Raw genomic sequence first — 12,513 nt, 5'->3', positions numbered from 1 at the left:
CTTCTGTGCGAGACGCTCCGCGTAGCTTGCTTCCACGGAGTGGTACGGCTACGCTCAGTGACCGAGGGGCAGAGGGTATGGAGAAGAGACAAGGGAGACAAGGAAGAGGGGGGAGACTTGGGAGAGATTTGTTCAAAAATTCCCCCTTGTCCCCTTGTCCCCCTTGTCCCCCTTGTCCCCTTGTCCCCCTTGTCCTCCTTGTCCCCCTTGTCCCCTTGTCCTCCTTGTCCCCTTGTCCCCTTTGCTCCCCTGCTCCCCAACCTGTTTAAGGGAGCCATTGTAATCCCTTATCCTGTAATTTCTGCTCGATATGCTGCATTTCCTGGATAGTTTCTCCAGTCACGATCGCATAAATTTCGGTGTAGATTTTTCCGTATTTGACTTTCTCTAAAGCCGACAGGATAATCAAGTCTTTGCGATCTAGTTCTGGTTTTAAGGTGACTAAAATTGAATCTAATGTTCCTTCCATGCGGTAGCTACTAGAATATTTAGCAACTTCCTTTCCCAGTTCCAGTAGGGTGTGACGCTGTAAGCACAACGGAGTCGATCCATTGACTCGGAAATTGGCATCGATCGCATAAAATTCTCCGTCTCGATCTTCTAGCACATCGAACCCAATCACGCCGAAATAACCATGTTTGTAAGCATACTGACCAATGGCGGCAATCATTTCAAAGAATTTGCTCGTGTCAGTGTTGCGGTAGTCAATTAGTCCGCCTAAATAGTTGCCTTCTGGAGTGACGAGTTGGCTGGTAGTGCCGATGAGGGTTATCTCTCCCGCTTTGTTGACATAAAACTGTACGCAGTAATTCTGCACCTGATTCTTGACGAACTCCGAGACAATAATCCAATCGAGCGACTTAATATTGAGGTATTTCCTGATTTCTTCAAAGCAGTAGTTCAGATCGTTGAGGCTTTTGATAATATAAGTGCCTTCCCCTGAGAGGCCGTGGGACGTTTTAATTAAGTAGGGAAATTGTGGTAAATGAATGTCTTCTAAATTACAGGTGTGCAAATCGTAACTCTCGTATTTTGGACATTGCACCCCCAATTCGGCTAAAGTTACTTTGCTGAGTAAGCGGTAATGAGTGTCTGAATCAATAGCGTGTTTTTCAGGTTTTAGGCGATCGAAGGGAAATAGAGTGATGAGCTTGTCAAAGCGATCGCTGTGGCTAAGATCGTCCAAATAAGTTAAGCGCTCCATCATCAACCTATGGGAGTAGCTGAAGCCAAAATGCTCTTGCCAGTATGCAAGCAGCGACTTTGGCGGTGGATTAATCATAATTCCGGGAATGCGATCGCCTAACACAGCTAAAATTTTCCAAGGTTCCTTTTGGCAAATCTTGTCAAAGGAGGTTTTGGTGGCTTCACTACTGCCATCTTGAATAAAATATTTTTCTAGATTGGGATAAGCAGCCCAACTAGCAGTTGCAGGGTAATTGAGGATAAACCCATAAGATGCATCTGTGATATCTTGAGCAAACAGATCGGAAAGAGAACTTCCTTGAAAGTATTGAAAGTTATATTTTGAGTTCATTTAGCCCTCCCAAAAACCCCATCCTCAAACAATTGGACAGATACATTTTCTGTCTGCACTCCTGCCAGCAGAACCCGATCTTGGTTCAAGACAATTTCTTTAGTAATTGCAGCTAAGTATTTAATAAAATTCGGTAAAATCAATCTACCTTTTGGGTGAATTTGTTTAAAAAACCGTTGTAATTGTTTTGTTTTACTATATTTTCTACCCTGAAGATTGCCATATTTTGTTTGCATAAAGCTAATATTCGATAATTGGCTTTTATTTATATATCTTACTTATCTTTTAATTAACTCTATCAAACGAAAGAAGTAAATTAGTTTGTTTATTATCTGATGATTGTAGAGACGGCGATTTATCGCGTATCTTGCCTTAAACAAAATTATTTAGCAGACCCCTAATCTAAAACCCCCATACTTTAGATGTACAGGGGTTATTTCAACTGGTACGGAATGCTTTAAGGAAAAGGTTAACTTGTATTTCATCCAATTAAAAACTTAAACATAGCCATAGACAAAGCTGTACTTATTCAGGATAACTTACCCCGGTTAATGTTTGCAATTGTGAACTAACAGCACTTATGTAAGTTCGATCGCTTAAAACTTGTGCTGGTAATTTTTTAGCATCGATCGCAGCTTTGACTAAATCTTTCGCAGTAATATTTCCGCGCTGACCTTGAGAAATCAAAGCTCCTCCGCTAGGAACTCCTTGCTGTTTGAAAGCACCTTGGTAAGCAAGATTAACAAGATTAAACGGCTGAATGTAGCTGGCATTGGTAGAATTACTGCTTAATGCATCAGGATTAACTGCTGTGTTTATCGATCTGGCTGTTTGAGCGCTAGCAATGCCAGATGTGAAGGCAAGAGAGGCAATGATAACTGTAGAATTTATCAATGTTATTAATTTCATCAGGTACTCCTTAACTATAGTGAAGTGGAATTAATAGTTTCTACTAATAGATTCCCCTTATTTATAGAAATTAACCTCATACAATTGACTCACCCAAATGGTTGAATTGCCTTTCATCCAAATGGGTGACTTGTTGCCGCCTTCTCGTTTTGGCATATTGGTAGCAGTAACCACATTTCACAACTCAACGATGAAACTGTCTCGGAGATGAAAGTCAGCCTCCGCGCCTCGATGAGTTAACGCCCAGTAAGTCACTTCACCATCTCTGTGTTTGATAACGGTAGTAATGCTAATTTCGATGGCTTGGTTTGCCGAGACGATTCGATCCAAATCGACATCTAACGCAAGTACCAAAGCATCGGTTTGATTCTGAACGCTAAATGGTAGCTTTTTAAAGGCAGTTTCCTCTTGCATCCCTTGACGATATCCATCAAAGCGATAGACATTCCAGTGTCCGGCGGGGGAGAGGTTGAATTCCCAATATCGTGCAGAATCTTTAATGCCAAGAAAAAACTCGAAGCAGGTATCTTCCCAAAGTTTATGCTTGCGTGATGGTGCATTTGATGTTGGAGCAATTGCAATTTCTTTGAAGTCACCTCCAAGGTTGTAGTAGATAGTAAGTTGATTAGCATTTCGGCAGATATTGCCTGTAATTTTCAAATCAGGAAAAGACTCGGTGGAAGAAAAGGATTGCAGGGAAAATGTCTGCTTGTTCATTTCATATCTTGGATAATTTTGCGAATCTGCGTTTCTTGAGATTCAATACTTTCAGTCAGCTTAAACTGAACGATCGCTCTTGCTAAGTTATGTTCTGGGTGCTTAACTTTGAAGTAGACATTCCCTGCTAAATAATCAGCAAAAAATCTCAGTCCTAGTTCAAAAGTAATTAGACGAATAGCATCATATATGTATGCATAGTCATTCTCGGTCAGAAATGCCTTAGCTACAGCAAGATAACCTTGGAGGATTTCTTGACACAGATCGGTATCGAAATAAATACTTTCCCAATTCTCGGTTTCTTCGCCAGCCGGATTGCAACCCGATCGCAGGCAATCACCAATATCGTAATGTACTAAACCGGGTTTCACGGTGTCCAGGTCGATAACGCTGACGGCTTGTTGGGTAACAATGTCAAACATCACGTTATTGATTTTGGGATCGCCGTGCATCAGACGCAGGGGTAGCTTGCCTTCAGCTTTAGCATTTTCTAGGATATGTGCAAAGGCTTGGCGATCGCTAACAAACTGTAAGCAATAATTCACTTCCGAAGATTGAGGCGCACTAGTTTTCGGCAAAACTTCCTCGTAATGCTGGAGATAAAACGGTGTAATATGGAAGCCTTTGAGGGTGTCAGCTAGTTTTTCTGCTGGCAAATCGCTGATTAGATTGTGAAACATCCCCAACGCATAACCGATTTCTTTGGCGTGGGAGCGATCGCGCATACTATCAAAAGACTGGGAGCCTGGAATAAAGCTGATTGCCCGCCAAAATGAGCCATCTGCATCCTTCCAGTGGTCTTGAGCGTTTTTGGTCAACAGTACGCGTGGCACTTCCCAGCGACGATTCAGGGGTGTATCCTGCAACCTTTTTTGAACGTGTTCAGTTAAGGTACGCATATTCTGCATAATCAGTTGTGGCTGACGAAACACCTGTGTGTTAATGCGTTGCAAGACAAAATATTGTTCCTTTGAAGAATCGAGAGTTGCTAAAAAAGTGTCATTTATATTACCACTGCCAAAAGCTTTAACGCCTGTAACCTTCCCCAGTGGGGCGAATTGGTTAGCGATCGCCAGCAGATTCCGGGTATCCTGTGTATTTAATTCTTCTATCATCAGTTTCATCTCTACTACTCCTCACGTACATTGCACGAAAGCAATAGGGGATATCGTAGCGCAAGTGTCAAGATAATTCGTAATTCGTAATTCGTAATTCGTAATTCGTAATTGATTACCAAACTATCAATTATGAATTTTTCAAAGTACTAGAACAATCCTGAATCCATTCGCGAACAACAAGATCCCCGACTTTTTTGAAAAGTCGGGGATCTGCGGGTTGCAATTTTCGCTAACCCCGTGCTAATTCAACAATTAGGAAATCTCATCGCTATCAACCCACTCATCATAAGATGAGTCATAACCAACGTAGTGAAGATAGTATTGCTGGCCTTGGATTTGCTGAATCGTTGCGGAATACCAAGCCTCTTGGTCATCATCCCAACATTTTACCTTTTGACCTACTGCATATCCATTTTCATCAGTGGAGCGAAGATCGCGAGTCCGAATGTCATCTTCGCCTACCCACTCGTCATAAGATGAACCGTAACCAAGGTAATGAATAAAGAACTGGTCATCTTGGATTTTCTCAATGGTTCCCTGATACCAATCCTCCTCATCATCATCCCAGACTTCTACAGTTTTGCTGACTTCATACTGAGTCTTATCTGATTTATCTGATTTAAAGGCAGATGAGACATCTTGAATCGGCTTTTGTTCTTCTTGTTTGATTTCCTCTTTTACTAGAGCGTATGCTTGCAAAATCAAACTGCGAGCGACAGTTTGAATTCCTGTATGCTCGTAGTAATTGGTAGTTTGATCTAAGAATGCTGCAACTAAATCTAAATTATCATCAGCAATCTGAATAAAATTACCCAAATTACTAGAAATTGATTGCGGGGTTATGCCCGTCTTGGATACTAAATTATTCATCCAGCCTTGCACGGAGTTAAAACCCTGACTGATAAAACCAACTTTATCAGAAGGATTATTGCCTGGAAGAAAGTTATTAACGGCTAAGAAAACCGGATTTTGAGTTATTGCACTAGCATCAGTACCACTAATAACTCCGTGAATTTTGCTGAGGAAGTCAGGGCCCAAGGGCAGAATTCCATCTAGACAAACTAAAGCTACCATCCGGATTAGGGATGCATTTTGATAGTTGTTAGTCAGGGAATTAGCAAACTCTTGGGGATTAGGTTGAGGAATACCGTTTAGTTTGCAAAAGGCGATGATTTCGACGGCGATTTTTAGTACCAAGTCAATGGATTGAGTGACATCGGCTTTGGGAGTAATTTTGCCTAAAAAAGAGAGAAAGCCGATTTTTTCACTAGCTTTATTCGCTAAAGCCGCCGCCGCCATTGCTGTGTCTGCCTTATCAATTGTTTGATAAAGTTTGATGGCAAACTGGTAGCCTTGTTGAGGATCTATGTATAAACTAGCAGCGCGATCGCGGATTTTCTGAATTACCTTAGCATCGGTAACTCCAGTAATGGCGCGGATATTATTGTCAAACCCCGTCAAATTGCTCCATTCACCTGGAGCTACATAATCAAGAGCCTTTAAAACTTTGACAGTAATATTGTCAGTCGGTAACTCGTCAACCAACTGAATAATTGATTTATCCATCAGCCGATCCTCAAAACTCCAGATATCGTTACAATACGGTTCAGAGCAGCCCACATCTAGCGTTGGGCAATTACTGAAACGTATTTATAGAGTTCCCCAACCTGACCAAAAAATAACGATGTTAGTAACAGACGCTACACCTAAAGATATTGCATAGGCGATCGCATCTCTGGCAAATATTTATTGTTGAAGTACGGGAACATTCTATTTAAGGGAAGATGCTGTAACACAAGTCTGTTTCTCATAACGTCAAGACGGTAGTCGCTACAGGGAAGGTGGAAGTCGCTACAGGGATGACGGAAGTCGCTACAGGGAAGGCGGAAGTCGCTACAGGGATGACGGTAGTCACTACAGGGATGACGGTAGTCGCTACAGGGATGACGGTAGTCGCTACAGGGATGACGGTAGTCGCTACAGGGATGACGGTAGTCGCTACAGGGAGGACGGTAGTCGCTACAGGGAAGAATATTTTGATTTTTGCTTAATATGTGGTTATTTAACAGAGTATTAAAAATACCCCACCCTAACCCTCCCCCCTTCGACAAGCTCAGGGCATCGCTTGCAAAGGGGAGGTAATCATTCTATTAAAATCACAGCCAACCACTTTTAAAACATCCCCTAAGCATCACTATTTTCTAACCAACATTACCCGCAGCTAACACTTGTTCGACTGTAAGCGCAATTTCCGGGAAAATTGCAGATACAATTTGCTGACTCCCGTTATATCCATTAGACGATCGCTTTCGTCCATCTACTCACAGTTTGTATGTAGCATTCGGCTAATCTCTGTTCACTTGTAAGGTGAATAATTTATACTGAATAGACTTTAAACACAGCAAACGCTTGAGTAATCTATGATCGCACTGGAAGGGTATAAAGTCCTGACAGAACTGCACGCAAGCCCCAATTCTCAGGTTTATCGAGGATACCGAGAGTTAGATCGACAACCAGTAGTACTGAAAGTTCTGTGGCAAGAATACCCATCCCCAGAAGCGATCGCTCGGTTTAAACTTGAATACGATCTCACACGCCGCGCTCAAGCGCCGGGAATTATCCAAGCCTACGACTTGAAAAAATATCAAAATACCTTAGTGTTAGTTTTAGAGGATTTTGGTGGGCAACCTCTACGTGAGTTACTCAATCAATCGCCTCTACCGCTAAATAATTTTTTGCAATTGGCTATACAAGTAGCGGCAGCTTTAGAAGCAATTCATCAGCAACAAATTATTCATAAAGACATTAATCCTGCCAATATTCTTCTCAATCCCACAACTCAACAAACGAAAATAATTGACTTTGGGATTGCTACTTTGTTGTCGCGGGAAAATCCCACGTTGCGAAATCTGAATGTTTTAGAAGGGACTCTCGCTTATATTTCTCCTGAACAAACAGGACGGATGAATCGCTCGATTGATTATCGCACCGATTTTTACTCTTTGGGAGTCACTTTCTACGAACTGTTGACCCAGCATTTACCTTTTATTAGCGACGATCCTGTAGAACTGGTTCACAGCCATATTGCCAAACAACCGATTCCACCCGATCGCATCAATCCTCAAATTCCACCAGCGCTTTCGCAAATTGTGATGAAGTTGCTAGAAAAAACTGCCGAAGCGCGTTATCAAAGTGCTTTTGGATTGCAGGCAGATTTAGAGCAATGTTTGGAGATGTTGCACGCTACAGGGCAAATTTCCTTATTTGAACTGGGACAGCAAGATTGCTCCGGTAGATTTCAAATTCCTCAAAAACTCTACGGACGCGAGGCGGAAGTGACAAATTTGCTGGCAGCTTTTGAGCGAGCTAGTCACGGTCAAAGTGAAGTGATGCTGATTGCAGGTTATTCTGGAATTGGCAAATCAGCCCTAGTTCAAGAAATTTATAAACCGATTACTCAGCAACGGGGATATTTTATTTCTGGGAAGTTTGACCAGTTTCAACGCAACATTCCCTACAGTTCTTTAATTCAAGCCTTTCAAGCTTTAATTCGCCAACTATTAACTACAAGTGAACCCGAAATTGCTATTTGGCGCAAAAAATTATTAGATGCTCTTGGTGTCAATGGCCAGGTGATTATCGAAGTGATTGCAGAGGTAGAACTGATTATTGGTCAGCAGCCACCCGTTATAGAACTATCGCCCAAGGAAGCGCAAACTCGGTTTAATTTGGTCTTGCAAAACTTCATTAAGGTCTTTACCCAAAAGGAACATCCTTTAGTGATGTTTTTGGACGATCTGCAATGGGCGGATAGTGCATCACTCCAGCTGATTCAGTTGTTAATTAGTCAAGCAGACAGTCAATATCTGTTGCTGATTGGTGCTTATCGCGATAATGAAGTAGATAAAAGCCATCCCCTGCGGACAACGATCGCATCCTTAGAACAAGCAGGAGTGGCTATTCACGAACTCACCTTAACGCCCTTAGCATTGCCCCAAATTCAACAACTCCTCAGCGATACCTTCAACAATGCCGATTCAGCAGAAGTTACTCCTTTGGCAGAACTGCTGCAACAGAAGACTAATGGCAATCCCTTTTTCATGAATGAGTTTTTGAAGTCGCTGTATGCAGAAGAATTACTCCAGTTTAATTTCACTCAGCGACAATGGCAGTGGCAACTGGCAAAAATCCAGGCGGCCCAGATTACCGATAACGTCGTTGAGTTGATGGCGCTGAAAATTCAAAAGCTGCCAGTAGCCACCCAAGAAGCTTTAAAATTAGCAGCTTGTATTGGTAATTCCTTTGATTTACAGACTCTGGCGATCGCTAGCTCAAAATCCCTTGCAGATGTCGCCGCCCAACTCTGGGAAGCCGTGCAAACCGGACTAATTTTACCCCAAGGCAATAACTACCAACTCTTGCAAGTTGCCGACCTAGAAGTAACAGCGCTGACAAATTTGGATGTAGTCTACAAATTCCTGCACGATCGCGTCCAGCAAGCAGCTTATTCACTGATTTCTACTGACCAAAAACAGGCAGTACACTTGCAGATTGGGCAACTATTATTACAAGGCATTACTCCCCAAAAGCAAGAAGAAAGGATTTTTGACATTGTTAATCAACTAAATTTCGGCATCGTCCTAATCGCAGATCGTCAACAGCGACAAAAATTAGCTCAGTTGAATTTAACAGCAGGTAACAAAGCCAAAGCCTCAGCAGCCTATCAGCCAGCTTTAGATTATCTGACAATGGGGATTAATTGCCTAGCAGCTAACTGTTGGCGGCAACAATATCAGCTAGCTTTGGCATTGCATACCGCCGCCGCCGAAGCTGCTTATTTGGGTGGGGACTTTGAACGCATGGATGCACTCACAGATGAAGTTCTGCAAAAGACCCGTAGCACAGTCGATCAGGTGCAGGTTTATGCCATTAAAATCCAAGCTGCGATCGCCTGCGATCAATTATTGGCAGCTTCTAAACTCGGTCTGCAAGTTCTGCAACTGCTGGGCATTCCCTTAGCCAGCAACCCCGGTCAACCGCAAATTATGCTGGGATTGCTAAAAACTAAACTTGCTTTGGCAGGTAAGCAAATACACACCTTAGTTGACTTACCAAAACTCACCCATCCCACAAAATTAGCGGCAATTCGCATCCTGGCAAGTATTGCCTCGGCGACCTACCTCGCAGCCCCGAATGTTTTTCCTTTGACGGTCTTTAAACAGGTAGAAATATCCGCGAAATATGGCAATGCGGCAGAATCAGCCTTTGCCTACGCTACCTATGGTTTGATTCTCTGTGGCGTTGTTGGAGATTTGCGAGGGGGATATAAATTTGGTGAATTAGCCTTGCAAGTGCTAGACCGCTTCAATGCCAAGCATTTGCAAGCGAGAACTTTATTTGTAGTTAATTCCTTTGTCCGCCACTGGCAAGAACCACTCCAAAATACTATTCCTTCGCTGCAAGCAGGATTTCAAGTTGGGCGCGATACGGGTGATACCGAGTACGCTGCCTTTTGTGCGAATACATGCTCTATGCATTGCTATTTTTCTGGTCAAAATCTGGCTGAATTAGATGAATGTTTAGCTATTTACGCAGATGCAATTCAGCTGTTTAAGAAAAAACCGATTTTTGTTCTCATTCAACTTTATCGCCAAGTAGTTGCTAATTTACAGGGCAAAAATGCTAATCCCTGTCAGTTGATGGGGGAATTTTATGATGCAACGTCGATGTTAGCCCAGCATATCGAGAGTAACTACCGCACAGCTATTTTTTATATTTATACTAATCAATTAACGCTGAATTATTGGTTTGAAGATTACGCTACAGCCGTCAAGAATGCTGATTTAGCAATTCCTTATTTAGATGCAGTTGTGGCTTTATATATTGTGGGATGGTTCCACTTTTATGACTCATTAGCACGACTAGCTTTAGCTTCTGTTGTCAGTGCAGCAGAACGTCAAAAGTTACTCCAGCGAGTGGCAGCAAACCGGAAAAAATTGCAAGTCTGGGCGAAATTTTCTCCTGTCAACTATACCCATAAATTAGCGCTGGTAGAAGCAGAATGGCATCGGGTGCATGGAGAATCTAGTCAGGCGATCGCTTGTTACGATCGCGCCATTGCCTTAGCCCAAGAAAACCAATATTTGAATGAAGCGGCTCTCGCTAATGAATTAACTGCCAAATTTTATCTAGCCCAGAACAAATCCAAGATTGCCCAAGTATATCTGCAAGAAGCCCGTTATCTTTATTTGCAGTGGGGAGCGATCGCTAAGGTAAAAGATTTAGAAGCCAAGTATCCCCAAATCTTAACGCGCATTCTCGAAAAAGCTGTTAACTCAACTTTATCAACCACTACTTCTCACCCAACAGGTCTCACAAGTACCAGCCGCTCAGAGTCATTGGATTTGGTGACAGTCATCAAAGCTTCTCAAACCCTTTCTGAAGAAATTCAACTAGATAAACTTTTATCTAACTTAATGCGGATTTTAATAGAAAATGCCGGGGCGCAACGGGGATTTTTGCTGTTGTCAACCAAAGGAAAATTTCTAATTGAAGCTCAGGGAACCGTTGGTGAGAATACTATTCAGGTGTTGGAATCACTCAGTATTGAAGATAACCAAACTCTTTCTACTGCGATCGTTAATTATGTGATTCGCACTAAAACTAATGTAGTCCTAAACGATGCCATCCACGAAGCAGTAGGGATTGGGGAATTCATCAAAGACCCCTACATTCGCCAATACCAGCCGCGATCGATTTTGTGTACTTCCTTGATTAATCAAGGAAAGTTAGCAGGGATTGTCTATTTAGAAAATAACTTGACAACCGGAGCATTTACCCCAGATCGTTTGGAGTTGCTCAACCTGCTTTCCGCACAAGCAGCTATTTCCATTGAAAATGCCCGTTTGTATACAGATTTAGCTGCACTCAACAAAGCTTATGAACGCTTTGTCCCGCGCCAATTTCTGCAATTCCTCGATAAGCAAAGCATTATAGACGTGCAATTAGGCGATCAGGTGCAGCGAGAAATGTCAGTCTTATTTACCGACATTCGCGCCTTCACCACCCTTTCCGAAAGCATGACTCCCGCCGAAAATTTCCGATTTATTAACTCCTATCTCAGCCGCATGGAGCCGATCATTCTCGAAAACAATGGCTTTATCGACAAATATATTGGTGATGCGATCATGGCTTTGTTTGCAGGAGATGCCGATGATGCCGTACAGGCGGGAATTGCCATGTTGCAGACATTAACAACCTACAACGAAAAACGCCAAGCCAAGGGTTACTTACCAATTCAAATTGGCATTGGGATTAATACTGGTTCGCTCATTTTGGGGACAGTCGGCGGGTTGAATCGCATGGATAGTACAGTGATTAGTGATGCAGTTAATCTAGCAGCGCGAATCGAAGGATTGACGAAAACATTCAACGCCCCACTTTTAATTACCGACCAAACTTTTGAGCGCTTACAAAATCGCGATCGCTATGGTATTCGTGTAATTGGTCAGGTGAAGGTGAAGGGTAAAACGAATGCTGTGACTGTTCATGAAGTGTTTGCAGCCGATTCCCCAAAAGTGAATGCAGGTAAAGCGGCTACTTTAGAAGTATTTGCATCAGCATTAGCGTGTTACGAACAACAACAATTTGCCGCAGCAGCCGAGTATTTTCAAGATTGCTTGCAGCAAAACCCGTGCGATCGAGTCGCGCAGATGTATCTTGAGCGCTGTCAACCAGGAAAAGAAATAGCATCAATTTTTACTGAGGCGGTTAAATTTTAAGGGATTTACATACTGATTGCTGACTAAATTAAGAAGTACTGAGTAATTAATTACCCCCCTTAATCCCCCCGATGCATTGGGGGGAAAAAAGAAAATCTAGTTCCCTCCCCTTTGCAAGCGATGCCCTGACTTGTGCTGAGCGTAGCCGAAGTAGCTTGTCGAAGGGGGGAGGGTTAGGGCTTTCTGGGGCAGGTTTTTTTGATTAGACAAATTTTTGGGATTTTAAAACCAAAACCATTGTCTGAGAACTTAAAACTACGTTCAATAATTGAGAACATTCTCAACTATTTATCGAAAGCCTAAAAACCTGCCCTTGAAAGGAGGGTTAGGGTGGGGTAAAACCGTGATTTCTCAGCTATTTCAGACTTGTGTATACACGGTAGCCTCTTGTAGGCGGTCTTTCACCTCAGCACTCTTCATAGTTGGATTTAAAAATCCTGAAAAAGCTGAT

Annotated in this window: 8 protein-coding genes; 2 read left to right on the top strand and 6 right to left on the bottom strand. The window is 42.5% G+C overall.

The window, feature by feature from the left end:
- Nucleotides 1–265: 265 nt before the first annotated feature.
- From NSTC731_RS17675 to NSTC731_RS17650, 6 genes are all read right to left on the bottom strand, one after another.
- Nucleotides 266–1,537 (bottom strand): carbamoylphosphate synthase large subunit, encoded by a 1,272-nt coding sequence (locus NSTC731_RS17675; protein WP_445631933.1) that lies wholly within the window; start codon nucleotides 1,535–1,537, stop codon nucleotides 266–268.
- Nucleotides 1,534–1,773, bottom strand: coding sequence for a hypothetical protein (locus NSTC731_RS17670; RefSeq protein ID WP_445631932.1), 240 nt, complete (start codon nucleotides 1,771–1,773; stop codon nucleotides 1,534–1,536). The genes NSTC731_RS17675 and NSTC731_RS17670 overlap by 4 nt, the downstream gene beginning before the upstream one ends.
- Nucleotides 1,774–2,062: 289 nt before the next feature.
- On the bottom strand, nucleotides 2,063–2,446 hold the full coding sequence (locus NSTC731_RS17665) for a hypothetical protein (protein WP_445631931.1): 384 nt from the start codon (nucleotides 2,444–2,446) through the stop codon (nucleotides 2,063–2,065).
- A 177-nt stretch (nucleotides 2,447–2,623) separates the two neighbouring features.
- Nucleotides 2,624–3,163, bottom strand: a complete 540-nt coding sequence (locus NSTC731_RS17660) for a DOMON-like domain-containing protein (RefSeq protein ID WP_445631930.1) — start codon at nucleotides 3,161–3,163, stop codon at nucleotides 2,624–2,626.
- Nucleotides 3,160–4,278 (bottom strand): phosphotransferase enzyme family protein, encoded by a 1,119-nt coding sequence (locus NSTC731_RS17655; protein ID WP_445632116.1) that lies wholly within the window; start codon nucleotides 4,276–4,278, stop codon nucleotides 3,160–3,162. The genes NSTC731_RS17660 and NSTC731_RS17655 overlap by 4 nt, the downstream gene beginning before the upstream one ends.
- A 255-nt stretch (nucleotides 4,279–4,533) precedes the next feature.
- On the bottom strand, nucleotides 4,534–5,847 hold the full coding sequence (locus NSTC731_RS17650; RefSeq protein WP_445631929.1) for a Tudor-knot domain-containing protein: 1,314 nt from the start codon (nucleotides 5,845–5,847) through the stop codon (nucleotides 4,534–4,536).
- Between the two features lie 275 nt (nucleotides 5,848–6,122).
- Here NSTC731_RS17650 and NSTC731_RS17645 point away from each other — a divergent pair, with 275 nt between their 5' ends.
- Together NSTC731_RS17645 and NSTC731_RS17640 are read left to right on the top strand one after the other, a co-directional pair.
- Nucleotides 6,123–6,332 (top strand): hypothetical protein, encoded by a 210-nt coding sequence (locus tag NSTC731_RS17645; protein ID WP_445631928.1) that lies wholly within the window; start codon nucleotides 6,123–6,125, stop codon nucleotides 6,330–6,332.
- Between the two features lie 369 nt (nucleotides 6,333–6,701).
- Complete coding sequence (locus tag NSTC731_RS17640) at nucleotides 6,702–12,062, top strand: AAA family ATPase (protein ID WP_445631927.1); 5,361 nt, start codon at nucleotides 6,702–6,704, stop codon at nucleotides 12,060–12,062.
- The last annotated feature ends 451 nt before the right edge of the window (nucleotides 12,063–12,513 follow it).

It is taken from the genome of Nostoc sp. DSM 114167 (assembly GCF_052692655.1).
The sequence above is the reverse complement of the archived record's forward strand: the minus strand, read 5'-3'. Positions and strand labels throughout refer to the sequence as shown.

Excerpts from the sequence above, each read along its gene's own strand:
- NSTC731_RS17670 (WP_445631932.1), bottom strand. The coding sequence starts at position 1,773 with ATGCAAACAAAATATGGCAATCTTCAGGGTAGAAAATATAGTAAAACA.
- NSTC731_RS17655 (WP_445632116.1), bottom strand. The coding sequence starts at position 4,278 with ATGATAGAAGAATTAAATACACAGGATACCCGGAATCTGCTGGCGATC.
- NSTC731_RS17675 (WP_445631933.1), bottom strand. The coding sequence starts at position 1,537 with ATGAACTCAAAATATAACTTTCAATACTTTCAAGGAAGTTCTCTTTCC.
- NSTC731_RS17660 (WP_445631930.1), bottom strand. The coding sequence starts at position 3,163 with ATGAACAAGCAGACATTTTCCCTGCAATCCTTTTCTTCCACCGAGTCT.
- NSTC731_RS17650 (WP_445631929.1), bottom strand. The coding sequence starts at position 5,847 with ATGGATAAATCAATTATTCAGTTGGTTGACGAGTTACCGACTGACAAT.
- NSTC731_RS17665 (WP_445631931.1), bottom strand. The coding sequence starts at position 2,446 with ATGAAATTAATAACATTGATAAATTCTACAGTTATCATTGCCTCTCTT.
- NSTC731_RS17640 (WP_445631927.1), top strand. The coding sequence starts at position 6,702 with ATGATCGCACTGGAAGGGTATAAAGTCCTGACAGAACTGCACGCAAGC.